This window comes from Pseudomonas sp. IT-P253, assembly GCF_949768125.1.
Taxonomy (GTDB): Bacteria; Pseudomonadota; Gammaproteobacteria; order Pseudomonadales; family Pseudomonadaceae; genus Aquipseudomonas.
Map to the genome: position 1 here is coordinate 60,634 of NZ_CATKPT010000015.1, position 24,455 is coordinate 85,088.

26 protein-coding genes are annotated in these 24,455 nt (G+C 58.1%); 6 read left to right on the forward strand and 20 right to left on the reverse strand.

Going from position 1 to position 24,455, the window contains the following annotated elements:
* Window positions 1–14: 14 nt before the first annotated feature.
* Genes ACM6IR_RS10330 through ACM6IR_RS10350 form a run of 5 tightly spaced genes read right to left on the reverse strand, consistent with a single transcriptional unit; the run spans window position 15 to window position 5,196 of the window.
* A complete protein-coding gene (locus ACM6IR_RS10330) occupies window positions 15–3,086 on the reverse strand; it encodes a pilus assembly protein (RefSeq protein WP_414907621.1) in 3,072 nt (1,023 codons plus the stop codon).
* Window positions 3,073–3,555, reverse strand: coding sequence for a PilX N-terminal domain-containing pilus assembly protein (locus tag ACM6IR_RS10335; protein ID WP_414907622.1), 483 nt, complete (start codon window positions 3,553–3,555; stop codon window positions 3,073–3,075). Before ACM6IR_RS10335 ends, ACM6IR_RS10330 begins: the two co-directional genes overlap by 14 nt.
* Before the next feature lie 11 nt (window positions 3,556–3,566).
* Complete coding sequence (locus tag ACM6IR_RS10340) at window positions 3,567–4,280, reverse strand: PilW family protein (RefSeq protein WP_414907623.1); 714 nt, start codon at window positions 4,278–4,280, stop codon at window positions 3,567–3,569.
* The gene (pilV, locus tag ACM6IR_RS10345) at window positions 4,277–4,726 is read right to left on the reverse strand and encodes a type IV pilus modification protein PilV (protein WP_414907624.1); all 450 of its coding nucleotides are present in this window, start codon (window positions 4,724–4,726) and stop codon (window positions 4,277–4,279) included. Before pilV ends, ACM6IR_RS10340 begins: the two co-directional genes overlap by 4 nt.
* Entirely contained in the window at window positions 4,723–5,196 is a 474-nt protein-coding gene (locus tag ACM6IR_RS10350; protein ID WP_414907625.1) for a GspH/FimT family pseudopilin, read from the reverse strand. Before ACM6IR_RS10350 ends, pilV begins: the two co-directional genes overlap by 4 nt.
* 130 nt (window positions 5,197–5,326) lie before the next feature.
* On the opposite strand from ACM6IR_RS10350, the gene ACM6IR_RS10355 reads away from it, so the two are divergent.
* On the forward strand, window positions 5,327–5,869 hold the full coding sequence (locus ACM6IR_RS10355; RefSeq protein WP_414907626.1) for a GspH/FimT family pseudopilin: 543 nt from the start codon (window positions 5,327–5,329) through the stop codon (window positions 5,867–5,869).
* Here ACM6IR_RS10355 and ispH read toward each other — a convergent pair.
* From ispH to murJ, 6 genes are all read right to left on the reverse strand, one after another.
* Entirely contained in the window at window positions 5,846–6,793 is a 948-nt protein-coding gene (ispH, locus tag ACM6IR_RS10360) for a 4-hydroxy-3-methylbut-2-enyl diphosphate reductase (RefSeq protein ID WP_414907627.1), read from the reverse strand. The genes ACM6IR_RS10355 and ispH overlap by 24 nt on opposite strands.
* Window positions 6,794–6,927: 134 nt before the next feature.
* Window positions 6,928–7,365, reverse strand: a complete 438-nt coding sequence (gene fkpB / locus ACM6IR_RS10365) for an FKBP-type peptidyl-prolyl cis-trans isomerase (RefSeq protein WP_177333623.1) — start codon at window positions 7,363–7,365, stop codon at window positions 6,928–6,930.
* Between the two features lie 7 nt (window positions 7,366–7,372).
* Complete coding sequence (gene lspA, locus ACM6IR_RS10370) at window positions 7,373–7,885, reverse strand: signal peptidase II (RefSeq protein ID WP_414907628.1); 513 nt, start codon at window positions 7,883–7,885, stop codon at window positions 7,373–7,375.
* The gene (ileS, locus tag ACM6IR_RS10375) at window positions 7,878–10,709 is read right to left on the reverse strand and encodes an isoleucine--tRNA ligase (RefSeq protein ID WP_414907629.1); all 2,832 of its coding nucleotides are present in this window, start codon (window positions 10,707–10,709) and stop codon (window positions 7,878–7,880) included. The genes lspA and ileS overlap by 8 nt, the downstream gene beginning before the upstream one ends.
* Window positions 10,710–11,660, reverse strand: a complete 951-nt coding sequence (gene ribF, locus ACM6IR_RS10380) for a bifunctional riboflavin kinase/FAD synthetase (protein WP_414907630.1) — start codon at window positions 11,658–11,660, stop codon at window positions 10,710–10,712. It abuts the gene before it with no gap.
* Between the two features lie 128 nt (window positions 11,661–11,788).
* Window positions 11,789–13,327 (reverse strand): murein biosynthesis integral membrane protein MurJ, encoded by a 1,539-nt coding sequence (gene murJ, locus ACM6IR_RS10385; protein ID WP_414907631.1) that lies wholly within the window; start codon window positions 13,325–13,327, stop codon window positions 11,789–11,791.
* A 252-nt stretch (window positions 13,328–13,579) separates the two neighbouring features.
* Here murJ and rpsT point away from each other — a divergent pair, with 252 nt between their 5' ends.
* Window positions 13,580–13,858: a 30S ribosomal protein S20 gene (gene rpsT, locus ACM6IR_RS10390; RefSeq protein WP_008154937.1), complete on the forward strand. Its 279-nt coding sequence runs from the start codon at window positions 13,580–13,582 to the stop codon at window positions 13,856–13,858.
* 171 nt (window positions 13,859–14,029) lie between these two features.
* Here rpsT and ACM6IR_RS10395 read toward each other — a convergent pair whose 3' ends face one another.
* The 5 genes from ACM6IR_RS10395 to rplU form a co-directional block, all read right to left on the reverse strand.
* A complete protein-coding gene (locus ACM6IR_RS10395; RefSeq protein WP_414907632.1) occupies window positions 14,030–14,494 on the reverse strand; it encodes a CreA family protein in 465 nt (154 codons plus the stop codon).
* A gap of 12 nt (window positions 14,495–14,506) precedes the next feature.
* The gene (proB, locus tag ACM6IR_RS10400; RefSeq protein ID WP_414907645.1) at window positions 14,507–15,625 is read right to left on the reverse strand and encodes a glutamate 5-kinase; all 1,119 of its coding nucleotides are present in this window, start codon (window positions 15,623–15,625) and stop codon (window positions 14,507–14,509) included.
* 242 nt (window positions 15,626–15,867) lie between these two features.
* Window positions 15,868–17,091 carry an Obg family GTPase CgtA gene (gene cgtA / locus ACM6IR_RS10405; protein ID WP_201116282.1) on the reverse strand — a complete coding sequence of 408 codons (1,224 nt, stop codon included), beginning with the start codon at window positions 17,089–17,091 and terminating at the stop codon, window positions 15,868–15,870.
* 194 nt (window positions 17,092–17,285) lie between these two features.
* A complete protein-coding gene (rpmA, locus tag ACM6IR_RS10410; protein ID WP_017340859.1) occupies window positions 17,286–17,561 on the reverse strand; it encodes a 50S ribosomal protein L27 in 276 nt (91 codons plus the stop codon).
* Window positions 17,562–17,595: 34 nt separating this feature from the next.
* Window positions 17,596–17,910: a 50S ribosomal protein L21 gene (rplU, locus tag ACM6IR_RS10415; RefSeq protein ID WP_003176051.1), complete on the reverse strand. Its 315-nt coding sequence runs from the start codon at window positions 17,908–17,910 to the stop codon at window positions 17,596–17,598.
* Window positions 17,911–18,150: 240 nt separating this feature from the next.
* Here rplU and ACM6IR_RS10420 point away from each other — a divergent pair, with 240 nt between their 5' ends.
* The 3 genes from ACM6IR_RS10420 (at window position 18,151) to ACM6IR_RS10430 (ending at window position 20,111) form a co-directional block, all read left to right on the forward strand.
* Window positions 18,151–19,119 carry a polyprenyl synthetase family protein gene (locus tag ACM6IR_RS10420; protein ID WP_414907633.1) on the forward strand — a complete coding sequence of 323 codons (969 nt, stop codon included), beginning with the start codon at window positions 18,151–18,153 and terminating at the stop codon, window positions 19,117–19,119.
* Between the two features lie 186 nt (window positions 19,120–19,305).
* The gene (locus ACM6IR_RS10425) at window positions 19,306–19,647 is read left to right on the forward strand and encodes a zinc ribbon domain-containing protein YjdM (RefSeq protein WP_414907634.1); all 342 of its coding nucleotides are present in this window, start codon (window positions 19,306–19,308) and stop codon (window positions 19,645–19,647) included.
* 206 nt (window positions 19,648–19,853) lie between these two features.
* Window positions 19,854–20,111 (forward strand): hypothetical protein, encoded by a 258-nt coding sequence (locus ACM6IR_RS10430; protein ID WP_414907635.1) that lies wholly within the window; start codon window positions 19,854–19,856, stop codon window positions 20,109–20,111.
* 114 nt (window positions 20,112–20,225) lie between these two features.
* Here the strand turns inward: ACM6IR_RS10430 and ACM6IR_RS10435 are convergent, their stop codons facing one another.
* From ACM6IR_RS10435 to ACM6IR_RS10445, 3 genes are all read right to left on the reverse strand, one after another.
* Window positions 20,226–20,843 (reverse strand): FKBP-type peptidyl-prolyl cis-trans isomerase, encoded by a 618-nt coding sequence (locus tag ACM6IR_RS10435; RefSeq protein ID WP_010467525.1) that lies wholly within the window; start codon window positions 20,841–20,843, stop codon window positions 20,226–20,228.
* A 121-nt stretch (window positions 20,844–20,964) separates the two neighbouring features.
* Complete coding sequence (locus tag ACM6IR_RS10440) at window positions 20,965–21,276, reverse strand: DUF6482 family protein (RefSeq protein WP_414907636.1); 312 nt, start codon at window positions 21,274–21,276, stop codon at window positions 20,965–20,967.
* A gap of 209 nt (window positions 21,277–21,485) precedes the next feature.
* On the reverse strand, window positions 21,486–21,974 hold the full coding sequence (locus ACM6IR_RS10445; protein WP_414907637.1) for a TIGR00645 family protein: 489 nt from the start codon (window positions 21,972–21,974) through the stop codon (window positions 21,486–21,488).
* Window positions 21,975–22,134: 160 nt separating this feature from the next.
* Between ACM6IR_RS10445 and ACM6IR_RS10450 the strand changes: the two genes are divergently transcribed.
* Window positions 22,135–23,964 carry a hypothetical protein gene (locus ACM6IR_RS10450; RefSeq protein WP_414907638.1) on the forward strand — a complete coding sequence of 610 codons (1,830 nt, stop codon included), beginning with the start codon at window positions 22,135–22,137 and terminating at the stop codon, window positions 23,962–23,964.
* Window positions 23,965–23,988: 24 nt separating this feature from the next.
* Here ACM6IR_RS10450 and ACM6IR_RS10455 read toward each other — a convergent pair whose 3' ends face one another.
* The gene (locus ACM6IR_RS10455) at window positions 23,989–24,312 is read right to left on the reverse strand and encodes a hypothetical protein (RefSeq protein WP_414907639.1); all 324 of its coding nucleotides are present in this window, start codon (window positions 24,310–24,312) and stop codon (window positions 23,989–23,991) included.
* Window positions 24,313–24,455: the final 143 nt, after the last annotated feature.

Consider the following 24,455-nt stretch of genomic DNA (forward strand, 5'->3'; position numbering starts at 1 on the left):
GCCTCAACTCTCACTTACTGTATTTGTCGCCACATGATGCGACGGCTGCCGCCGCCGGATTTTTCCACCAGAGTGCTGATGCCGCCACTGGAATCGTTCACGATCTTGCGGGTCGCACCGTTGACGATAGCGTTCAGGGTCGGGATGCCACCGGTAAATATCACCCCACTGGAAACCATGTCAGTGCTGTCGACCATTGCGTCGCCATTACTGTCCAGCACCGCGTAGTTGAGCATCTTACCGCTGAACGCATCCAGTTCGACCAATTTGCCGGTGCCGAAACTGGCACAAGGATCAGTGGTGTCAACACTGGCCGTGGTGAAAACGATCCGCCCCAGCACCATACTGGCCTGATTGATCACCCGCTCGCCGGTCAGCACGTTGTTGTACACCAGTGGCAGGTACCAGCCCTTTTGCGCCGGATAGGTCACGTCATTCTGGCTGGTGGTGATCAATTGCCCGGTGCTCCCCGAGAACACGCCCGTCACCGCCTGGGCCTGCAAACTGGAGGCTGTGATCTGTCCCGAGCCACCGTCCGCGTCCCACACGGCATAAAACGCCTGCAAATCCTTGTTGGTCTTGTCGGCAGTCTCGTTGAATTTTCCGGTGCCAAAAAACACTTCCTTGCCCCCCAGGGAATTATCGGCCAATAACGGTTGCGCAGTGATCGGCTGAGTGGCGCCACCGGCGGTGGTGAACAACGGTTTGCCAGAAAACGCCAAGCCCCAGGTGTCCGTGGTCGTACCGCTCAAGTCGAACTTCCACAACCGGCCTTTCAAGTCACCGCCATAGGCGGCCTGCACCACATTCTGTGAATTGACCTTGAGTTTCACCGAGGACAGGCCATTGGTGGTTTCGGTGCTGTCGATGACGATTTTCCTGATCAGCGAACCGTCGCGGATATCCACCACGTACAACGCCGCTACCCCCGAATTGCTGCCATAGCCATTGGAGATGAACGCCGCCCAACGACCGTCGGCCAAGCGTGCCACTTCGGGACGGGCGTAGGCATAACCCAGATCATTGAAAACGTTCGCGGTGCTGGCAGTGGCCGGGGCACTGATCTCCCACAACGCCTTGGTCACATTGCCTGCCGAAGCGTCGAACAGTTGCAGCGCGTAAAACGTCTTGCCGCCTGTGCCAGTCCCGCCCAACGTGAGGGTTTTCCAGGCACTGTTGAGTTGGGCATCGAACACCCCTACCTGACCGTCCACCAGAAACTTGTGGCTGACGCCATTGATGTAAGTGGGATCGGCGATAAAGCGCAGTGACGGCAATACGCTGGACGGCATGTACGCATAACTCCGCGTGCCGTTGGCCACGTTGATGACGTTCACAAATCCGTCGTTGGCGTTCACTACCAGGCTGGCGTTCATGTTGGCCGCTTTGGTTGCAAGGTAGGTGCTGTAAGACGTGTCGCCCGACAGATCAGACGCGGTTTTTTCCGTGGCTGATGCCAGGGCCAGCGGTGAATTGATGATGTCGCCCAGCAGTACGCTACGTACTTTCAGGCCGGTTTTGTGCGTGCCTTTGCTCCATTCCACCAGATCGCTGCCGGTGATGCCGGTGGGTAAACTCTGGCTGAGGGACGTTTGCTGGACAGGGGAGAAGTTGGCGTAGGCCAGAGTCACCGCAGCGTTGGTCAGGGTGTTCCAGGATTGAAAGGTGGGCGCCGTAGCACCCGGCACGATAGCGGTATCGGTGGTCCACAGTACCGAGGCGGTATCGACCGCGCCACCGGAAGTGAAACCGAAAGACTTGATCGTGCCGCGCCAATCCTTGGGATCATAACTGGTCTGGAAATAGCTCGATCCGCTGGCCAGGGTGGTTCCGGTGGCGACACCACTGCCGCCGGAGCCAGCCTTGGAGGTGATGTCACTCAGCGCCGACGACAGTGCACTGTTGAGCCCTGCACTGTCGGTCGCCTGGTAATACTTGCCCTGCCCGTAATTTGCCGCGTCCAACAACATCTGGTTGGCGGTGGTAAAACCCACGGTGTAGGTGTTCATGTTTTGTTTGGGAAAATCCGCTGCGTTCCAGCTTTTATTCGCCAGGTCGACGCCCGTCGTGCGCATGTCGATGTCGAAGGCGAACTTGGCAATGTCATCCAGATAAAGCGTGTCGCCCTCGTCATCGCCCGTGGGGTTCGGGCCATCGTTGTTCACACCATCCCAGTTCGGAAGTCGGGTACCGCCCAGGGGATCGTTGGTCGGGAAGGTTCGGTCGTACGTCGGCAGGCCGCCAGTGATCGCCACGCCGTAATTTTTCTGGCAGCGGTACTGGATCGGGCTGGTGTAGGTGGGCGGGATTGAGTTGTAGTACGGCGCCATGCCGCGCAGGTACCGGGTCACTTCGTAATAGGTTTCTGCCAGTGGAGTTTTGGCGACCGCACTCAAACCATTGATCGAGGTGATCAAGGCGTTGTAGTTGTCAGGGTCCGACAGATCGCTGATGGCACGAGCGATGTAACCCCCGTTGCCGGGGTTTTTGCTGGTAGCCGGGTTGAACGTCGCCAGGCCGATACGCAGTGCTCGGTTACTGGCGACCAGATCGGTCGACACTTTACGCGCGACGTTCATGCGGTAGTCGGTGGGGATTGAACCGGTGGTGAAATCCTTGCTCGAACTGTTCGCCAGACTGATCAGGTAAGCCAGATAGTTGGCCGAGTAACGAGTGTTCTGGCCGCCGACCGGATCGGGAAGCTTGAGGCAAAACGAATTGCCCCCCTGGAAACCGCCGTAAAAACCATACCAGCCTGATGAACAGCCTCCGCGATTCAGGCTGGACAGAAATATATTGGTATCGGTCATGTCGAGTTTTTTCCCTTCCAGACAGGAAAAATCCGAGCTACAAACGGTCACCTGCGGGCGATTGGTCATTGTCGGATCGAAACCCGCCGCCCAGATAATGCTGTTCATGCTCTCCGAGTCGTCAATCATCAGCATCACGTTCGGCGCAACCGCCGCAGCGCTCAACAACGGTGAATCCGAGGGTGTGAAGGCATACGCGGGCGCCGAGAGATAAATCCCCAACAGCGCGCCGCACAACAGTTGCCATAACGTGGCGCGCCTCTCAGTACTTCGCATAAATACTCTCCACCACACTGCGAACGTTGTTGCCCACAATGGCCACCGCTGTAACCCGGTAAAGCGTCGCGGAGGTGTTGCTCGGTACATTTACGGCCGTCAACGTTGTACCGATGTTCTGTACCCCGTAGAAGCCACTGCCGGCCGCGATCCAGGTCACTCCCGAGGTGGAATTGAACCCGGCAGCAGTGATCAACGATGATTCTGCCGGTGGCGCGCATCGAGTCGTGCCGCTGCACACCGGCAATGTATAGGTGTCCAGTTGCACTGCACTTTCACCGATGCGCAGCGCGGCTTCGGCGGCTTGGAATGACTGATTGCGCAAGGTCACGCTATTGGCCATTTTTTCCTGCAGGGTTGCGTTCTGCATCGATGAAATGCCGATCAGCGTCAGCAACAAAAGGAACACCAGACTGACCAGCAGCGCCATGCCGCGCTGGGCGTTAGCCGTCACGGGAGAACAGTTCATCGGCCCTCCTCTCATGGCAAGCGGTTGCGCAACGCAGCAACCACGTTGAAAGTTTGATCACGCACCCGTTTGTTCGGGTCAGTGAGCGTCAAGGTCAGTCGCACGCTGCGGATTCGCGCCGGGTCCGATGGGTTGGTGCTGTAGCTGGAAGCAGCGACATCGGTGGCCGAAGCGGCGAGGCCGAAGCTCACGTCGAAGGCACTGACGTTGTCGACCAACACCGCTGGAATGGGTGTGCCGATGCCGACGCTCATCGTCAGCTGATTGTTCTTGAGGCTGTACACCAGTCGCCGAATCGGAAACGCCAGTTGTCCCGACCCGGGAGCCTGCGCATTGGAATAAGCCGTTGCCGCGTTTCGACAATCGGACACCACCGTCCAGGTCGGCGCCCCGCCGCTCCCACCGACATCGGCGGTCACCAGGGTCAGTTTGAGGCGGGTGTTGTCCCAACTGATCGGCATTGTCTGGCTGGCACTGAAGCTCCCTCCGGCGCTTGCATCAGTGATCGCCCCCAGGCACCCGAACATCCCCACCATGCGGATTTCCTGAATCAGTTTGCTCAGCACAAAACGCGCATCTTCCTGCATGCTGGCCGAGGCGTTCTGACTGACGTAGGTGTTCTTGGCCGCAATGAATATCTGCGCCACGCCCAGAACCACGACCAAACTCAATGCCAGGGCGATCAATAATTCGATCAGGCCGAAACCTTTGCCGGACCGGTTCATGGCGTCGACACCGGGTCGACGGTAGCGCGACTGGTCAGGACAAAGCTGCGACGGGAGTCGGCGGTATTGGCTGCTCTTGAGTCGTCCCAGGTAATAGTGATGGTGTACACGCGCTGATTGAGGGTCACGCTGCCCGTGGCGCTGGTGCCGAGGAAATTGACGATGTTGGAGGTGAAGTCGTAGAGGTCCTGATCCCGAGCGACGCTCAGGTTGCCCGAGGTCGGTGGTGTGACGGTGTAATCGGCACCGGAGTTGGCGCGAATGCGGTCCATCATGTCGTAGGCGATAAAACTCGCCTGGCTGCTCATCCGCGAGCTGTCAGTGTACTTCAGCGCATTGAGCTGAATCGCCGCCGCCCCCAACAGCCCAACGCTCAGAATCACCAACGCCACCAGGACTTCGATCAGCGTCATGCCCTCCTGTGCACGCTTGCTCCCTTCCCTCATCCGCAACTTCCACCCAATAGAATTCGTCCATTAAGACACACGTTCAGCGTCCTGCTTTGCGCCCCCAATACATAACTGATCACCACCGCCTCGGACGGTGCCGACAAACCGCCGAGATTGTTGAAATCGATGGCGGTCACGCCTGAGGTTAGTGTCAGAGTTGCGCCACTGCTCATCGCTGGAACAACCCGCAATACATTGGCCGGTGTGCCAGTACCGCCATAGACCGTCACCTCCCCGGTCCAGACACTACCGCCAAGCGTGGGGCGAACCCGGGTGGTAACGCCGCGATCAATCGCTTCCAGCCGGGCAAAATTCAAACCTCGTTGCAAGTCGCCGATCTCGGTGTCGGCCTTGGTGCTTTGTACCGAGCGGGTGAATGCCGGAACGGCCAGGGTGATCAGGATCAAAAAGACCGCGAGCGTGACCAGCAACTCGATCAGCGTGAAACCTTTTGTACGATGATCCATCAGTGCCCTCCGTAGCCGTCGGCTATACCTGCATCTACACGCAGAACATTCGACCCGGCAGATGTTCGCTTGTGTTGCCATTACTCGCGCCGGATCGCGCGGGTCGCCACGTTCCAAGGAGGGACATGTCATGCGTCAACAAGGTTTCAGCCTGATCGAACTGCTCATGGGACTGACAATTGTCGGGATTGTTCTGCTGTTGGTCAGTCCGGCGCTCGCAACACTCAAGGAAACGAACCATCGCGAGGAGGCGGCGAGGTCTCTGGTCAGTGGGATGCGCAGTGCCAGGAGCGAGGCGATTGCCCGCAATCAGGCCGTCGTCATTCACGGGATAAACGATGACTGGAGCCAGGGCTGGCGGATCATTCTGGATGTTAATGGCAAGGGACAGGACGACAGCAGCAATCCGCTGCTAGTCGAACGCAGGAGCGGCAATCGGGTGCCGATTTTCGGCAATCAATATGTGAAGACATCCGTACGATTCAGCCATTTGGGCGAACCGCTGCATGGTGGGTTTCAATCAGGGACGTTGCACATTTGCGCAACCCGCGAACCGGTAAGCGAGTTCCAGGTGGTACTGGCCTCCAACGGCCGCGTCAGCCTGCGCAGCAAAAAAACTGCACAGGCGTTATGCGCGAGAGAAGAAAATTCAGAGCAGCGAACGGACGCGTAGCTCTTTAGGCATGGAGAACGTGATGTTTTCCTCGCGACCGGCCAGTTCATCGGCGCCGGTTGCGCCCCAGGCATGCAACTGTTGGATCACGCCACGCACCAGGACTTCCGGTGCGGAGGCGCCAGCGGTAATGCCGATGCGCTCGACACCTTCGAACCAGCTCTTTTGCAGGTCTTCGGCGCCATCGATCAGATAGGCCGGGGTGGCCATGCGCTCTGCCAGTTCACGCAAGCGATTGGAGTTGGAACTGTTCGGGCTGCCAACCACCAATACCACGTCGCATTCGTCGGCCAGTTGCTTGACGGCGTCCTGACGGTTTTGCGTGGCGTAGCAGATGTCGTCCTTGCGCGGGCCACCGATCGCCGGGAAGCGCATACGCAGGGCGTCGATGACGCGACTCGTATCGTCCATGGACAGGGTGGTCTGGGTCACGAACGCCAGTTTTCCAGGATTGTTCACCTGAAGCGCGGCAACGTCTTTCTCATCTTCGACCAGGTAAATCGCCCCACCATTGCTGGCATCGTACTGGCCCATGGTGCCCTCGACTTCCGGGTGACCGGCATGGCCGATAAGGATGCATTCACGGCCGTCACGGCTGTAGCGCGCGACTTCGATGTGCACTTTGGTCACCAGCGGGCAGGTCGCGTCGAACACTTTCAAGCCACGGCCAGCGGCTTCGGTACGTACCGCCTGGGAAACACCGTGGGCGCTAAAGATCACGATCACATCGTCCGGCACCTGATCCAGCTCTTCGACGAAAATCGCCCCGCGCGCGCGCAGGTCTTCGACGACAAACTTGTTGTGAACCACTTCGTGGCGCACATAGATCGGCGGCCCGAAGACTTCCAGGGCGCGATTGACGATTTCGATCGCACGGTCCACGCCGGCGCAGAAGCCACGGGGGTTGGCGAGTTTGATTTGCATGCTGTGCCTCGTGTCTTGCCCTGTAGGAGCGAGCTTGCTCGCGATGGACTTAAGGACACCGCGTTAATCCAGAAAGAACGCGTTATCGTTAGCGATCATCGCGAGCAAGCTCGCTCCTACAAAAAGCGGGTCAGTTACAGCGATTTGACGTTGATGATCTCGACGTCAAAGGTCAATGTCTTGCCAGCCAGCGGGTGGTTGAAGTCGATGGTCACTTGCTCGTCATCGAATTCTTTAACCACGCCGGGCAACTCGGTATTCGCCGCATCGTTGAAAATCACCAGCAAGCCAGGCGACAGTTCCATGTCCTTGAACTGCGAGCGCGGGATGATTTGCACGTTCTGCGGGTTCGGCTGGCCAAAGGCGTTTTCCGGCTGAATCGTCAGTGTACGCTTGTCGCCAGCCTTGAAGCCGAACAGCGCAGCTTCGAAACCTGGCAACAGGTTACCGTCGCCAACCTTGAAGGTCGCCGGGGCTTTGTCGAACGTGCTGTCGACGGTGTCGCCGTTCTCCAGGCGCAATGCAAAGTGCAAGGTGACTTCCGTGTTCTGGCGGATGCGTTGCTCAGCCAATACCTGTTCAGTCATGAACGGTTTCTCCGGTCTTCTTACTTTTGAACATGTCCAATGCAAGCATTACAGCACCTACAGTAATCGCACTGTCGGCAAAGTTGAACGCCGGGAAGTACCAGCGGTTCTGCCAATGCACCAGAATGAAATCGATCACATGGCCCAGGGCAATGCGGTCATACAGATTGCCCAGCGCGCCACCGAGCACCAGGGCCAGCGCAATCGCCAGCCAGGTTTCTTTGCGGCCCAGACGCTTGAGCCATACCACTAGCACCGCACTGACCACTACCGCGATCAGGGCAAACAGCCAGCGCTGCCAGCCAGAGCTGTCGGCCAGGAAACTGAACGCCGCGCCTGTGTTGTAAGCCAGGGTCCAGCTGAAGTAATCGGGGATCACCACGATTTGCTGGTACATGCTCAGCGAGCCTTCAAAGTAGAACTTGCTGGCCTGGTCGATGACCAGGACCAGCAAACTCAACCAGAGCCAGCTCAGCCGTCCAAAACGGCCAACGGCATTAGGCATAGTGACGAACCTCGCCAGCGCCGCTGATGTTGTCGACGCACCGACCGCAGATTTCCGGATGCTCCGGGTTCACGCCGACGTCTTCGCGGCAGTGCCAGCAACGGGCGCACTTGGCGTGGCTCGACTTGACCACTTGCAGTTTCAGACCGCTGACTTCGGTGACCACGGCATCGGCCGCGGCCTGCGCGAACGGTGCAACGGTAGCCGTCGAGGTGATCAGCACGAAACGCAGTTCATTGCTCAGCTTGGCCAGGTCGGCACTCAGCGCTTCTTCGGCGTACAACGTCACTTCGGCTTGCAGGTTGCCACCGACGGCCTTGGCCGCGCGCTGGATTTCCATTTCCTTGTTGACCGCGACCTTCACCGCCATGATCCGCTCCCAGTAGGCGCGATCCAGCTCGACGCCTTCCGGCAGTTCGGTCAGGCCTTCGTACCAGGTGTTGAGCATCACGGATTCGTTACGCTCACCCGGCAGGTACTCCCACAGCTCGTCGGCCGTGAATGCCAGGATCGGTGCGATCCAGCGCACCAGCGCTTCGCAGATGTGATACAGCGCGGTTTGCGCCGAACGGCGAGCCTTGCTGTTGGCGCCAGTGGTGTACTGACGGTCCTTGATGATGTCGAGGTAGAAACCGCCCAGCTCCTGCACACAGAAGTTGTGGATCTTGGAGTAGACGTTCCAGAAACGGTACTCACTGTAGTGCTCTTGCAGCTCGCGTTGCAGCAGCAGGGTACGGTCCACGGCCCAACGGTCGAGGGCGAGCATTTCTTCCGCCGGCAGGATGTCGGTGGCCGGGTTGAAACCGGTGAGGTTGGAGAGCAGGAAGCGCGCGGTGTTACGGATACGCCGGTAGGCGTCCGCACTGCGCTGCAGGATCTGCTCGGAAACCGCCATTTCACCCGAGTAATCGGTGGAAGCCACCCACAGACGCATGATGTCGGCGCCCAGGGTGTCATTGACCTTTTGCGGCGCGATCACGTTGCCCAACGACTTGGACATCTTGCGACCGGACTCGTCGACGGTGAAGCCGTGGGTCAGCAGCTCGCGGTATGGCGCGTGGTTGTCGATGGCGCAACCGGTCAGCAGCGACGAGTGGAACCAGCCACGGTGTTGGTCGGAGCCTTCCAGGTACAGGTCGGCGCGTGGACCGGTCTCGTGGCCCATCGGGTGCGAACCGCGCAGGACGTGCCAGTGCGTGGTGCCCGAGTCGAACCAGACGTCCAGCGTGTCGCTGATCTTGTCGTATTGCGGCGCTTCATCGCCGAGCAGCTCGGCAGCGTCCATCTTGAACCAGGCTTCAATGCCTTCGACTTCGACGCGCTTGGCGACCTCTTCCATCAGCTCGGCGGTACGTGGGTGCAGCTCACCGCTTTCCTTGTTCAGGAAGAACGGAATCGGCACGCCCCAGTTGCGCTGACGGGAGATGCACCAATCCGGACGGTTGGCGATCATCGAGTGCAGGCGCGCCTGACCCCAGGCCGGGACGAACTTGGTGTCCTCGATGGCTTTGATCGCACGCTTGCGCAGCGTATCGCCGGTCACAGGTTCTTTGTCCATGCCGATAAACCACTGCGCAGTGGCGCGGTAGATCAACGGGGTCTTGTGACGCCAGCAGTGCATGTAGCTGTGTTCGATGGTGGTGGTGTGCAGCAGCGCACCGACTTCGGTCAGTTTGTCGACGATGGCCGGGTTGGCTTTCCAGATGAACTGGCCGCCGAAGAACTCCAGCGACGGTACGTAAACGCCGTTGCTTTGTACCGGATTGATGATGTCATCGTTGACCATGCCGTACTTCTTGCAGGTCACGAAGTCGTCTACTCCATAGGCCGGCGAGGAGTGAACCACGCCAGTGCCAGCGCCCAGTTCGACGTAATCGGCCAGGTAAACCGGCGACAAGCGATCGTAGAATGGGTGACGGAAGTTGATCAGTTCCAGCGCTTTACCGGTGGTGGTCGCGATGACCGAGCCTTCCAGGCTGTAACGCGCCAGGCACGATTCGACCAGCTCTTCAGCCAGCACCAGCAGTTTGTCGCCGACATCGACCAGGGCGTAGTTGAATTCCGGGTGAACGTTCAGCGCCTGGTTGGCCGGGATGGTCCACGGGGTGGTGGTCCAGATCACGATCGAAGCAGGCTTGCCCAGCGAAGGCAGGCCGAAAGCGGCAGCCAGCTTGGCTTCATCGGCAATCGGGAAGGCCACGTCGATGGTCGAGGACTTTTTGTTTTCGTACTCGACTTCCGCTTCCGCCAGGGCCGAACCGCAGTCGAAGCACCAGTTCACAGGCTTCAGGCCCTTGAACACGAAGCCGCCTTTGACGATTTCAGCCAAGGCACGGATTTCACCGGCCTCGTTTTTGAAATCCATGGTCTTGTACGGGTTGGCGAAGTCGCCCAGCACGCCCAGACGGATGAACTCGGATTTCTGGCCTTCGATCTGCTCGGTCGCGTAGGCACGGCACAGTTCGCGGGTCTTGTCCGCGCCCAGGTTCTTGCCGTGGGTCACTTCAACTTTGTGCTCGATCGGCAGGCCATGACAGTCCCAGCCCGGAACATAAGGCGCGTCGAAACCCGACAGGGTTTTCGAGCGGATGATCATGTCCTTGAGAATCTTGTTCAGCGCATGACCGATGTGAATCGTGCCGTTGGCGTACGGAGGACCGTCGTGAAGTACGAACTTCGGACGATCCTTGCCAATCTCGCGCAACTTACCGTACAGGCCAATGCTGTCCCAGCGCTGCAGAATCTGCGGTTCGCGCTGAGGCAGGCCGGCCTTCATTGGGAAGGCGGTGTCCGGAAGGTTTAGCGTGGCTTTATAGTCGGTCATTTAAGGCTCTTCATTAGCGATTGGCGCTAGGTGCGACAGGGCACGGGCGGCGGCGACATCCGCATTGATCGCCGTCTTAAGCGCCTCCAGAGAGGCGAAACGCTGCTCTTCACGCAGCTTGTGGTGGAAAACCACCGTCAAACGCCGGTCATACAGATCGCCGGCAAAATCTAAAAGGTGCACTTCGAGGTGGGCTTTGCCATCTCCCTGGACCGTGGGTCGCACGCCAATGTTGGCGACGCCTGGCCAGGTCTTGCCGTCGATGTCGACGTTGACCAGGTAAACCCCGGTCAGCGGCACGCGACGCCGCTTGAGTTGTATGTTGGCGGTTGGCGTACCCAGTTGGCGCGCCAGCTTCTGGCCATGCAGCACCCGCCCAGAAATCTGGAACGGTCGACCAAGCAGGCGCTCGGCCAAGGCAAAATCAGCAGCGGCCAGGGCATTGCGGACCTGGGTGCTGCTGACGCGAATACCGTCCAGCTCGACAGTTTGTGCCGCTTCGACGGTAAAGCCCTGAACGATGCCTGCATGTTGCAGGAAATCGAAATCTCCTGCCCGGTCACAGCCGAAACGGAAATCGTCACCGACCTCCAGGTGCTGCACGCCGAGGCCGTCCACCAGAATGGTATCGACGAACTCGCTGGCGCTGAGCTTGCTCAAGCGCTGGTTGAAGGCCAGGCACAGGACCCGGTCGACACCTTCGACGGCCAGCAGCTGCAGCTTGTCCCGTAGCCGGGCCAGACGAGCAGGCGCGGTGTCCGGAGCGAAGAACTCCCGAGGCTGCGGCTCGAAAATCACCACGCAGCTGGGCACGCCCAACTCGATCGCACGTTCACGCAGACGCGCCAGGATCGCCTGGTGGCCACGGTGAACACCGTCAAAGTTGCCAATAGTGGCGACACAGCCCCGATGCTGGGGGCGCAGATTGTGGAGGCCTCGAACCAGCTGCATAACGCGCTTCTTGCTCATAAAGTGGTCGATTATAACCACACCCGGCGGCCGACGACAGGCAACACCGTAACCAAAGTGATCGAGCCGACCAAACCGCCGGCCCGCCCGCGTTTATCGAGGTAACGACCTCAGCTCAAGGCCTTGCGATTGAAGTCGCGCAACCGGAAGCCCATCAACGCCAGCATACCGAAATATGCCACCACACCTGCGACGACCAAAGCACCCAGACGTAAAAAGCGTTCAGGCATGCGCCCTTGATCCCAAGCGGGCATGAAGTGCATCGCGCCCAGCAGGACCGCGGACATCACAACAACAGCGACCACCAGTTTGGCGCCGAACTTCGCCCAGCCCGGTTGTGGCTGGTACATCTGCTGCTTGCGCAGCTGATAAAACAACAGCCCGGCGTTGATGCAGGCACCGGCGCTGATGGCCAGGGCCAGGCCGGCATGGGCCAGCGGACCAATCAACACCAGGTTGAACAACTGGGTGACGATCAGGGTGAAAATTGCAATTTTTACCGGCGTGCGGATGTTTTGTTGCGCATAAAAGCCCGGCGCCAACACTTTAATCACGATAATTCCCAACAAACCAACCGAATAAGCGATCAGCGCTCGCTGGGTCATGGACGCATCAAACGCACTGAACTGGCCGTACTGGAACAGCGAAACAGTGAGTGGCTCGGCCAGGATCCCCAACGCCAGCGAGCACGGCAACACCAACACGAAGCACAGGCGCAGGCCCCAATCGAGGATTCGCGAGTACTCATGGCGATCCTTGCTGGCGTAAGTCTTGGCCAGCGTCGGCAGCAGAATCGTGCCCAACGCCACACCGAGCACGCCCGACGGCAACTCCATCAAGCGGTCGGCGTAGTACATCCAGGACACGGAACCCGCCACCAGGAATGAGGCGAAAATGGTGTTGATGATCAGCGAAATCTGACTCACGGACACCCCGAGAATCGCCGGCAGCATCTGTTTCATCACCCGCCAGACGCCGCTGTCGCGCAGATTCAGGCGCGGCAGCACCAGCATGCCGATCTTTTTCAGGTGCGGCAGCTGGTAAAGCAATTGCGCCAGGCCGCCCGCCAGAACAGCCCAGCCCAAGGCCATGACCGGCGGATCGAAGTACGGCGTCAGGAACACCGAGAAGATGATCATGCTGACGTTGAGCAGTGTCGGCACGAAGGCCGGCACCGAGAAGCGGTTGTACGTATTGAGGATCGCACCGGCCAATGAAGACAGGGAGATCAGCAAAATATAAGGGAAAGTCACCTGCAACAAACTGGAGGTCAGCTGGAATTTTTCCGGGGTATTGGTGAACCCGGGCGCCGTGGCCCAGATGACCCACGGCGCAGCGAGCATGCCCAATGCGGTGACCAACGCCAGCACCAGCGTCAGCAGGCCCGAGACATACGCAACGAACGTTCGCGTCGCTTCTTCACCTTTTTGGCTTTTATATTCGGCAAGAATCGGTACGAATGCCTGGGAGAATGCACCTTCGGCGAAGATTCGCCGCAGCAGATTGGGCAGTTTGAAGGCGATGAAGAATGCGTCGGTCGCCATTCCGGCGCCAAATATACGCGCGATGAGCGTGTCACGAACGAACCCCAAAACCCGGGAAATCATTGTGATAGAGCTGACGGCGGCCAACGATTTGAGCAGATTCATTGAAAGAGTTTGTGCCTGTCGATAAACAGCAGGCGAACAAAGCGCCTACTTATGCGATACTCCGCGCCGCAGCAGCACAGAGCCAAAGCTCGCGAGTTTACAGGTCAAGCGCCGGAAATAAATATCCCGCCTCTTTATACCTACCACTTAGCGGAACGTCTCAACCGCCCTTGACAAGACATCAACTCATCGGCATGATTCGCGGCCTATTTTGTTTGCTATTTCCTAAAAAGTCTTTCGAGGAGCTCGACGGTGGCCAACACACCTTCCGCCAAAAAACGTGCAAAACAGGCTGAGAAGCGTCGCAGCCACAACGCCAGCCTGCGTTCCATGGTTCGTACCTACATCAAGAATGTAGTTAAAGCCATTGACGCAAAAGACGCTGAAAAAGCTCAAGCTGCTTACGTTCTGGCCGTGCCAGTTATCGACCGTATGGCCGATAAAGGCATCATCCACAAGAACAAGGCTGCTCGTCATAAGAGCCGCCTGAACGGTCACGTCAAGGCTCTGAACCTTGCTGTTGCCGCATAAGCGATAAGCTTGTTAAAAAACCGACCCTAGGGTCGGTTTTTTATTGCCTGCCTGTAGGAGCAAGCTTGCTTGCGATGGTCGCCAATGTTTACGCGCGCCACCTGACGAAACGCGGCGCGCTCTGGTTTTTTCGCGAGCAAGCTCGCTCCTACATTTTGGATCTTCGTCAGGTTATTGGCCGTGCGTCCACGGCAGGATCGGAATTGCCGTCACCGCATTCTGCGGACTGCCTTCGATCAAGCGATCGCTGTACACCAGATACACCAGCGTATTGCGCTTTTTATCGAGGAACCGCACCACCTGCATGGTCTTGAACACCAGCGAAGTGCGCTCCTTGAACACCTCTTCACCGTCCTTGAGCTCACCCTTGAAGCTGATCGGCCCGACCTGACGACAAGCAATAGACGCTTCAGCACGATCCTCAGCCAACCCCAGACCACCCTTCACACCGCCAGTCTTGGCTCGCGACAGGTAGCAGGTCACACCCTCGACCTTCGGATCATCAAACGCCTCGACAACAATACGGTCGTTCGGGCCGACGAATTTGAACACCGTCGACACCTGACCAATCTCCTCGGCCGAGGCCAGCAGCGGCATCGCCAACAACAAGCCCAACAATCCTTTTGCTACGCGCATTCAGGCATTCCTTCAAACCAGAATCAGGTTATCGCGGTGAACCAGCTCCGGCTCAGCCATGTAACCCAACAGACCGACAATCGCCTCTGACGACTGACCGATGATTTTTTGCGCTTCCAGAGCACTGTAATTGGCCAGTCCGCGAGCTATTTCACGACCGTCCGCCGCCACGCACACCACCATTTCGCCGCGACGGAAGCTGCCCTGGACCAGTTTGACGCCGACCGGCAGCAAACTTTTGTTGCCCTGGGACAACGCCGTCACCGCCCCCGCATCCAGCACCAGCGTGCCGCGGGTTTGCAGATGCCCGGCCAGCCACTGCTTGCGCGCCGCCAACATGCCACGCTCCGGCGACAGCAATGTACCAATGCGCTCACCCGCTTTCAGGCGATCCAGCACACGCTCAATGCGCCCGCCGACGATAATTGTATGAGCACCCGAACGAGCCGCCAGACGCGCCGCACGCAATTTGGTCTGCATCCCGCCGCGCCCCAAGGCTCCACCAGTACCCCCCGCCACCGCATCCAGCGCCGGATCATCGGCGCGCGCTTCGTAAATCAGGTTGGCGTCAGGGTTGTTGCGCGGATCGGCGTCGAACATGCCATCACGATCCGTAAGGATCACCAGCAAGTCAGCCTCGACGAGGTTCGCCACCAGCGCTGCAAGCGTGTCGTTGTCGCCGAACCGGATCTCGTCGGTGACCACGGTGTCGTTCTCGTTGATCACCGGGATAACCTTCAGCTCAACCAGCGCACGCAAGGTGCTACGAGCATTCAGGTAGCGCTTGCGATCAGACAGATCATCATGAGTCAGGAGAATTTGCGCGGTGTGCCGGCCATGCTCGGCAAAGCTTGACTCCCAAGCCTGCACCAGACCCATCTGACCGATGGCGGCAGCGGCCTGCAACTCGTGCATCGCGCTGGGTCGTACGGTCCACCCCAGACGGCTCATGCCCGCAGCCACGGCCCCGGAGGACACAAGTACCAGCTCGACACCCGCCTCATGCAAGGCCACCATCTGTTCAACCCAGACACCCATTGCCGCGCGATCCAGGCCCTTGCCGTCCGCCGTCAGCAATGCGCTGCCGATCTTCACAACCCAACGCTGCGCACCTGCCACCTTGCTCCGCATCATCTTCAACCTTAGCTTGAGGACAGCACGACCCAGCGCTGCCCGTAACGTTATTCGTGACTACCGATTTCCAGATACTAAAACGCCGCTCAATTGAGCGGCGCCTAGTGAGCCGGCGTGCCAGCGATGATAACACCGCCTGTAGGAGCGAGCTTGCTCGCGAAGGGTTCAGGGGCGCCGCGCTCATCCAGTATGCACGCGTCATCGTTGACACCCTTCGCGAGCAAGCTCGCTCCTACAGATCAGTCACGTACGTAAATGATTTCCGGACCGTCTTCGTCATCCACGTCTTCTTCATCCCAATCGTCGTCACCGATGTCATGGACCGACTTCACGCCGCTGCGGCGCAGGGCACGCTGGTCATCCAGCGCCTGCAACTGGGCACGGGCTTCGTCTTCGATGCGCTGATCGAGGTCGGCCAACTCTTCCTTGTAAGCCGGGTCATTCGCCAGGCGATCGGCACGATCTTCCATGTAACGCATGATGTCATGGCACAGACGCTCAGTGCCCAGCTTGGAGATGGCCGAAATCACGTAGACCGGGCCAGTCCACTCAAGGCGATCAACGATCTCCTTGACGCGAGCATCGTGCTCTTCTTCAAGGATCTGGTCGCATTTGTTCAATACCAACCAACGATCACGCTCAGCCAGGGACGGGCTGAACTTGGTCAATTCACTGACGATCACCTCAGCAGCATCCGGAGCACTGGCATCGTCCAGCGGCGCCATATCGACGAGGTGCAGCAGCAAACGAGTACGCGACAAGTGCTTGAGGAAGCGAATCCCCAGGCCCGCACCATCGGAAGCGCCTTCGATCAGGCCCGGAATGTCCGCGACCACGAAGCTTTTCCAGCGGTCGACCGAGACCACACCCAGGTTCGGCACCAGCGTGGTGAACGGGTAGTCGGCGACTTTCGGCTTGGCAGCCGAAACGGAACGAATGAAGGTACTTTTGCCAGCGTTCGGCAAGCCCAGCAGACCAACGTCTGCCAACACCTTCATTTCCAGCTTGAGGTCACGCGCCTCACCCGGCTTACCCGGAGTGGTCTGACGCGGAGCACGGTTGGTACTGGATTTGAAACGGGTGTTGCCCAGACCGTGCCAGCCGCCATGGGCAACCAGCAGACGCTGACCGGCCTTGGTCAGGTCGCCGATGACTTCCTGAGTAGCGGAGTCGATAACAGTCGTGCCGACTGGAACGCGCAGCACCAGCTCTTCACCTTTCTTGCCGGTGCAGTCGGTACTGCCGCCGTTGGAACCGCGCTCGGCATCAAAGTGCCGGGTGTAACGGTAGTCCACCAGGGTGTTGAGGTTTTCGTCGGCGATCATGTAGACCGAGCCGCCATCACCACCGTCGCCACCGTTCGGGCCACCGTTTTCAATGAATTTTTCGCGACGGAAACTCATGCAACCGTTACCGCCGTCGCCGGCCTTTACTCGAATCGATACTTCATCAACAAACTTCATAACAAAACGCCTCTCGTCATACGGACGAGCCGAAAAACACTAAGACATAAGACTCTTGCAAAAATGAGCGCAGCGACCTCAATCAACGACCGCAAATCCAGCGCTGGAGCCCATTACAAACAGCTTTGCAAGAGACTCACCCCACAAACGAAAAAGCCCCGTCGCGAGACAGGGCTTTTCCAGCAACTACGTAATTATGCCGCGACGACTTCAGTCTTCGGGACAATGCTTACGTAACGACGACCGAAGGCGCCTTTTACTTCAAACTTGATCACGCCGTCGATTTTAGCGAACAGAGTGTGATCTTTGCCCATGCCAACGCCGTAGCCTGCGTGGAATTGGGTGCCGCGCTGACGCACGATGATGTTGCCCGGAATGATAACCTGGCCGCCATACATCTTCACGCCAAGGCGTTTGGCTTCTGAGTCGCGACCGTTACGGGTACTACCACCAGCTTTTTTGTGTGCCATGAGTCAATTCTCCTAGTGAGGAATTAGGCTGAAATTAAGCCTGAATACCGGTGATTTTGATCTCGGTGTACCACTGGCGGTGGCCCATACGCTTCATGTGGTGCTTACGACGACGGAACTTGATGATGCGGACTTTATCGTGACGACCTTGGGAGATCACTTCAGCCACAACGGTAGCGCCAGCAACAACTGGAGCGCCGATGTTCACGTCATCGCCATTGGCGACCAACAGAACGCGATCAAAAGTAACGGATTCGCCGGTAGCGATTTCCAGTTTCTCGATCTTCAGGTATTCACCTGGGGCGACCTTGTATTGCTTGCCACCAGTAACAATTACTGCGTACGACATGGTATTTCTCCGATAATCCTGCTCACCCAGCTCTTTATAAGAAGAGGTATTGGCTGGCATGGCTGCATTGGGCTGGAAGGCCTGTTTGCAATTGCGTAAGGCAGGTGCTGCCCAGGAAGTTCAGGGTGCGCGATTGTACGCAAGCTGCCGAGGCGATGCAAGAGGCCGTCCATCGTGCCTTGACACCCGCCGACGTGGGTCCTAGCATGCCGCGCAACCCTTCTGGAGCAACTGTCGCTGATGCAACCCCAAGCTTTCTACCGCGCGGTGGCGGACGATTTTAGCGCCGTCGACGGCATCATCAAGAAGCAGCTGACTTCCCGAGTGCCGCTGGTTTCGAAAATCGGCGATTATATTACCTCGGCCGGCGGTAAACGCCTGCGTCCTTTATTGGTGTTGCTGTGTGGCAAGGCCCTGGGCCGCGAAGGCGATGACCTGCGCCTGCTGGCCGCGACCATTGAGTTCCTGCACACCGCCACCCTGCTGCACGATGACGTGGTCGACATGTCCGGCATGCGCCGTGGCCGCTCGACCGCCAACGCCATGTGGGGCAACGCGCCAAGTGTCCTCGTAGGCGACTTCCTGTATTCGCGTTCCTTCGAAATGATGGTCGAACTGGGCTCGATGCCGGTGATGAAGATCCTTTCGCAAGCCACGCGCATCATCGCCGAAGGCGAAGTGTTGCAGCTGTCCAAGGTTCGTGACGCCAGCACCACCGAAGAAACCTATATGGAAGTCATTCGCGGCAAGACCGCGATGCTCTTCGAAGCCTCGACCCACAGTGCTGCCGCCCTCTGCGAAGCCACTGCGGAACAGGCCGAAGCCCTGCGCACCTTTGGCGACCACCTGGGCGTAGCCTTCCAGCTGGTCGACGACCTACTGGACTACAAAGGCGATGCGCAAACCCTGGGCAAGAATGTCGGTGACGATCTGGCCGAAGGCAAGCCGACCCTCCCGCTGATCTACACCATGCGCGAAGGCACACCCGAGCAAGCGGCTTTGGTGCGCAAAGCAATCCAGAAAGGCGGCATCGAAGACCTGGAAAGCATCCGCGAAGCCGTGGAGGCCTCGGGTTCGCTGGACTACACCGCGCAGCTTGCACGGCAATATGTGGCCCATGCGATCACCTGCCTCGACGTGCTGCCTGCCAGCGAATACCGCGATGCATTGGTAGAGTTGAGCGAATTTGCGGTAGCCCGCACGCACTAAGAACTACTATCCCCTGTGGGAGCGAGCTTGCTCGCGATAGCGGACTGACAGTCGACAACTATGTTGAAGGTTAATCCGCCATCGCGAGCAAGCTCGCTCCCACAGGTTCGTCAGCGCTCCGCCCTCTTCCAGCTAAAACCCTATATAATGTGCGCTTTTTAGCGATTCTGAATCCAAGGAGCTTTAGTGAGCACGTTGCCACCCTGCCCAAAATGCAATTCCCAATACACCTATGAAGATGGCGCGCAGCTGATCTGCCCCGAGTGCGCCCACGAATGGTCCGCCAGTGGCGAAGCCGAAGTGGCGTCCGATGACACCGTGAAAAAAGATTCGGTCGGCAACGTCCTGCAGGACGGCGACACCATCACCGTGATCAAGGACCTCAAGGTCAAAGGCACATCGCTGGTGGTCAAGGTCGGCACCAAGGTCAAGAACATCCGCCTGTGCGATGGCGACCACGACATCGATTGCAAAATTGACGGCATCGGCCCGATGAAGCTCAAGTCCGAGTTCGTCAGAAAAGTCTGAATCTGCTGTATTCCATCCCGCGCCCGGCGTGGGATGGTGCTTCTCCCTCCCCTGCTTCGCCCAGCATTACCTCGCAATAGCCAAACACAAGTCGTTTTCACCCCACGCAATCTTCATCCAGAAAAAAGCGCGAGCCGCCAATAGCCACTTGCTAATTAACGAATAAGAATTATTCTCATTGAAATCTAAATCAATGGAGATCAGACATGACTTATTTGATCGATGCCTGGCTGGACCGTCCACATCCTTACCTCAGGATCCTGCATCGGGAAACAGGGGCAGTCTGTGCGGTGCTTGAAGAAGAAGCCTTGAACGAGCTGCAGGATCAGGGTGACCTGGACGTCAGCGGCTTGAGTTCCAGCGAGCCGGTAGTGCTCAAGGAACTGGTGCGCAATCTGTTTCTGTTCTGCTATGCCCGGGCATTGCGCCCGACCAGCGAACTGAACCACAAGATCGAAATATGAGTAACACCAACCCTTGTAGGAGCGAGGCTTGCCCGCGAAGGCATCGACGCGGTCCAATCATTGAACCGAGTCACCAGCATCGCGAGCAAGCTTCGCTCCTACAGGGCTTCTGGGTTACAGAACGTCGAGCAGTTCGACGTCGAATACCAGAACGCTGTGCGGCGGGATGCTGCCAACGCCTTGAGCGCCGTAAGCCAGTTCGCTCGGCACATACAGACGCCATTTGCTACCGGCGTTCATCAGTTGCAGGGCTTCGGTCCAGCCAGCGATCACGCCGCCAACCGGGAATTCTGCAGGCTGACCACGATCGTAGGAGCTGTCGAAAACAGTGCCGTCGATCAGGGTGCCGTGGTAGTGAGTGCGTACTTGATCTTCACGGGTTGGCTTGGCGCCTTCACCTTGAGTCAGCACTTCGAATTGCAGGCCCGAAGCCAGGGTGGTGATGCCGTCACGCTTGGCGTTTTCAGCCAGGAAGGCCAGGCCTTCACCCGCAGCCGCTTCAGCTTTCGCCGCCGCTTCAGCTTGCATGATTTCGCGAATCACTTTGAAGCTCGCGGACATTTCTTCCTGCCCCACACGGCTTGGCTTGCCGGCGAAAGCGTCGGTCAGACCTGCCAGGATCGCGTCCAGGTTAACGCCCGGTGGCGGGTTGTCGCGCAGTTGGTCGCCGAGCTGACGGCCAATACCGTAGCTGACGCGGGTTTCGTCGGTGGACAGATTTACTTCGGACATGACACTGCTCCGCTGTGCGGACGGCCCAGGAACTTGCCGTGCGTGCACAGCGCGTCCCGGAGCGCCCGGAACCAAAAGGGCCAGCAGACTAGCACAGATGTCATCGCACTGATGAGAGGCGTCAGCGCTGCCAGACAGAACGGAAGGCGATCGGCACCTTCAGGCTTTCCTCTGCATTGGCAACAAGCCCGCACATTTCGTCATGAACCGAGGTATGCACCAGATTGAATGGCAAGGTGGGGAAGGCATGAATCACTTCACGTGCATGCTCGACCGAGCGCAGGTGAAACACCTGGCCATGGGCGTCGCTCAAAGGATACGCAGCACCATGCATGCGTGCCTCCAGCAGGTAGATCCCGCCTTCCATGGAGATCAGGTTCAGCTCATCGACCTTCCCGGCGATGGCATAAGCACGCAACTCTTCGAAGTTCATGTAGGCACCTCATACAGTGTCGAGCCAAGATACTTACAGGCATAAGCCTCAGCGCATCAAAGTACAAGCCAGAAACGACACCGCCCGTCCGGTTCGAGCAAATCCCCCTGTGGGAGCGAGACTTGCCCGCGATGGCATCACCGCGGTTTATCGTCAGACCGAGGTGATGCCATCGCGGGCAAGCCTCGCTCCCACAGGGGTTGTGTAGATCAGTGCTTGGTCAGCTTATCCAGATAACCCATGGCAAACGCCGAGATTACAAAAGTCATGTGAATGATCACGTACCACTTCAGATGCTCGGGATCGACGTTTTTAGCGTCCATGAAAATCCGCAGCAGGTGAATGGACGAAATCGCCACGATGGACGCGGCCACTTTCATCTTCAATGAAGACGAGTCCATGGTGCCGAGCCAGTTGAGTTTCTCCTTGCTTTCATCGATGTCCAGTTGAGAGACAAAGTTCTCATACCCGGAAATCATCACCATCACCAGCAAACCACCCACCAGCGCCATGTCGATCAACGACAGGAGCACCAGAATCAGTTCTGACTCGGCCATCGAAAAGACGCCAGGAATGACGTGAAACACTTCCTGGAAGAATTTCAGCGCCAGGGCCAGCAACCCCAGGGACAAGCCAAAGTAGATCGGCGCCAACAGCCAACGGGAGGCGTACATTGTATTTTCGATAAAGCGTTCCATTGAATCTCACAGGTAGGCTGGAAATGGCCGCGAGTATAACAGCGGCCAGTTACCCTCCAGAAACCATCGGGAAATCCGCCACCTGCGCGTGTGTGACAAGGTTTTTCTGCTAGTGTCCAAAGTATTGACAGCTCAGCGACATCGGACAGGAAGACTGGAAATGGATGTGCGATTGCCTTTAATGAGCGCCGGACTTTGCCTGGTCCTGCTGATCAGCGGCTGCTCACCCAGCGACGAGAAGCGCCCGCCCAGCCTTGAGGAAAAAACCGCACAGTTCGAAAAATCCCTGGACGCGATTACGGATCCGAAGCTCAAGGATGCCGTCGCCGAGCTCGGTGGTTCACTGTTGTTGCTCGAACGTGCGCAGCTCAAGCTTGACAGCAAACCGGTGGAAACCGAATACGGTGAAGATGTACTCGCCGTACTGAAGCACTACCCCACCCCACAGGCCCTGGTCGACACGTACATTAACGGTCTGTTCGTGCTTCACAAAGACTCCAGCTCTGATTACCTGACTGACCTGGAACCGGTATTCCCCTTCAACTTCAGTATTCCGGCCGCATTTCTGTTTCCCCACGGCCTGGAATGGCAGTCGGTAACCCTGAGCAACAAACGCGTGATTGCGTTCCAGCCGGAATGGTCGGAAACCGATCCAGGCATTCAGCTGAGCCCGTCGAGCTCCAACCTGACCAACCCCGACGATCTGACGGTGACCTACCCCTTCATCGATGGCCTGCAGGTCGACAAGAAAAGCCAGCCACAACCCGTCAGCCTGCAAGGCAAAGTAGAAGTCATTGCCCCGCGCAGACTCTACAGCTTCGACCTGACGAAAAAGGATGTTGGCCAGACTCGCACCAACGACAACCTCAGCGTCACTCTGCTGAAACTTGCAAACAATTACGCCGAAGTCGAATTCAACAACAGTGCACCGCTGGCGCCCGAGGTCAGCGACACGCCGCTGAACCCGCTGGTCGTCCAGGCCAAAGACACCACCGGGCAATTCCTCTCACGCTCAGGCTCGATCAACGAAACCGCCACCCAAATTGCCTTTTATCAAAAACAACTGGCGAAAATGCAGCAACAGAAGACCTGGAGCGAAGCGTTCGAAAAACAGATTGATGAAGAACAGCGCGCCTTTGAAAAGCAACAGAACCACCATTACACCAAGGTGTATTTCAATGGACTGATCGACACGCTCGAAGTCAGCGTGCTGGATTTTTCAACCGCCACGGTGACCCGCAAAGACCTGAACCTGCCGATACGGCACTTCGACAGCAGCACCACGGAGAAAACCATTCAACCACTGTCGCTGCCGGTAGTGGTGTACGACGATCAGGCCCCGATCTGGCTCAAGGGAGCAACACTGGGTGAGGAGCAACTGAAGAAAAGTGTCAGCATCAGCCAGTCAGTCGATGACCCGAGTGCCGCCCGTATCGAGTTCAATCACCCCAGAAGCTTCAATGATGAGCTGCTCGGCACGTCCGTCAACCCTGGCGACAGTCCGGTCAGTTTCTTCACCGAGGACAGCAACGGCAAACGCAATGAGCCTATCGAATTGCCACCAGAGGGCTACCAGATCGATCCACTGCGCGGCACCATTACCTACGACCTGAACCTGTTCCCGGAAACGCCAGCCTACGCGGTAGGCTCCATGCCACTGTTCCTGGCCACGATTGAGAAAAAAACAATCGACGCCCACCAACTGCCCAAGGGCCTGGAACTCAAAGGCAATGCGCTGGTGGCTAATCAAAAGCTGTTTCCCGCCCAGGACTGGCGGTTTTTCGCCAAGGACGACAGCGACAATTATCTAAAGGAGATTCTGTCGGTCAGGCACGATGCCAGCGCCCAAGGCCCGGCCCTGTTCAGCGTGCACTACTTCTACGGACAGCCCAGCCGACTGGAAACCTATCAACGAACCAATCTCACCACCGTGCAATATGGTTTCGAGGTCAAACTCGACAAGGCCGATACCTCCCACCTTGACCAATAGCGGCTCGGCAATCCGGGCGCGGAATCAGGAGCCGCCGAGTGTGCGGCACCGGCCACCGTTGATTTCCCGCAACTGGGCTTGAAGATGCAGGCACCAGATTTGCGGATCATCGGCCAGCTCATAGCCGTGCAGCGTCAGGCTTTCAACAATAGTGTCGAGAATCGACTCTGCCACGAAAGGACCGTGAAACGGGCCTTGGGCCTTGATGGCTGAAGGTTGTTCGCCGGCCATTCCGGCAGCGAAAAGCAAGGTCCACATGCCCGTATCTCCCGCCAATGGGCGGATGGCACATTCGATACGGGTCACTAGGCCCAGGCATTGACGGGTGAGGCAGAGGTTGCGCGACATGGCGGCGACCCTCGGTAGATCCGGTATTCAGCCCCCACGGGAGGACTGTCTCGATCCAGTGATTACTGTCGATATCCTTGAGCTGAGAATAGAGGAAAAGTCTGACTAGCACGTCAACTAAGACCAGAAGGCGCCGAATGGTC

Coding starts and splice junctions, on each gene's coding strand:
- rpmA (WP_017340859.1), bottom strand. CDS start 17,561: ATGGCACACAAAAAAGCTGGTGGTAGTACCCGTAACGGTCGCGACTCA.
- ACM6IR_RS10430 (WP_414907635.1), top strand. CDS start 19,854: ATGACTTATTTGATCGATGCCTGGCTGGACCGTCCACATCCTTACCTC.
- ACM6IR_RS10335 (WP_414907622.1), bottom strand. CDS start 3,555: ATGAACTGTTCTCCCGTGACGGCTAACGCCCAGCGCGGCATGGCGCTG.
- ACM6IR_RS10445 (WP_414907637.1), bottom strand. CDS start 21,974: ATGGAACGCTTTATCGAAAATACAATGTACGCCTCCCGTTGGCTGTTG.
- murJ (WP_414907631.1), bottom strand. CDS start 13,327: ATGAATCTGCTCAAATCGTTGGCCGCCGTCAGCTCTATCACAATGATT.
- cgtA (WP_201116282.1), bottom strand. CDS start 17,091: ATGAAGTTTGTTGATGAAGTATCGATTCGAGTAAAGGCCGGCGACGGC.
- lspA (WP_414907628.1), bottom strand. CDS start 7,885: ATGCCTAATGCCGTTGGCCGTTTTGGACGGCTGAGCTGGCTCTGGTTG.
- ACM6IR_RS10395 (WP_414907632.1), bottom strand. CDS start 14,494: ATGCGCGTAGCAAAAGGATTGTTGGGCTTGTTGTTGGCGATGCCGCTG.
- ACM6IR_RS10340 (WP_414907623.1), bottom strand. CDS start 4,280: ATGAACCGGTCCGGCAAAGGTTTCGGCCTGATCGAATTATTGATCGCC.
- pilV (WP_414907624.1), bottom strand. CDS start 4,726: ATGAGGGAAGGGAGCAAGCGTGCACAGGAGGGCATGACGCTGATCGAA.
- rplU (WP_003176051.1), bottom strand. CDS start 17,910: ATGTCGTACGCAGTAATTGTTACTGGTGGCAAGCAATACAAGGTCGCC.
- ACM6IR_RS10455 (WP_414907639.1), bottom strand. CDS start 24,312: ATGTCGCGCAACCTCTGCCTCACCCGTCAATGCCTGGGCCTAGTGACC.
- ileS (WP_414907629.1), bottom strand. CDS start 10,709: ATGACCGACTATAAAGCCACGCTAAACCTTCCGGACACCGCCTTCCCA.
- ACM6IR_RS10420 (WP_414907633.1), top strand. CDS start 18,151: ATGCAACCCCAAGCTTTCTACCGCGCGGTGGCGGACGATTTTAGCGCC.
- ACM6IR_RS10435 (WP_010467525.1), bottom strand. CDS start 20,843: ATGTCCGAAGTAAATCTGTCCACCGACGAAACCCGCGTCAGCTACGGT.
- proB (WP_414907645.1), bottom strand. CDS start 15,625: ATGCGGAGCAAGGTGGCAGGTGCGCAGCGTTGGGTTGTGAAGATCGGC.
- ACM6IR_RS10355 (WP_414907626.1), top strand. CDS start 5,327: ATGCGTCAACAAGGTTTCAGCCTGATCGAACTGCTCATGGGACTGACA.
- ribF (WP_414907630.1), bottom strand. CDS start 11,660: ATGCAGCTGGTTCGAGGCCTCCACAATCTGCGCCCCCAGCATCGGGGC.
- ACM6IR_RS10330 (WP_414907621.1), bottom strand. CDS start 3,086: ATGCGAAGTACTGAGAGGCGCGCCACGTTATGGCAACTGTTGTGCGGC.
- ispH (WP_414907627.1), bottom strand. CDS start 6,793: ATGCAAATCAAACTCGCCAACCCCCGTGGCTTCTGCGCCGGCGTGGAC.
- ACM6IR_RS10450 (WP_414907638.1), top strand. CDS start 22,135: ATGGATGTGCGATTGCCTTTAATGAGCGCCGGACTTTGCCTGGTCCTG.
- ACM6IR_RS10440 (WP_414907636.1), bottom strand. CDS start 21,276: ATGAACTTCGAAGAGTTGCGTGCTTATGCCATCGCCGGGAAGGTCGAT.
- ACM6IR_RS10350 (WP_414907625.1), bottom strand. CDS start 5,196: ATGGATCATCGTACAAAAGGTTTCACGCTGATCGAGTTGCTGGTCACG.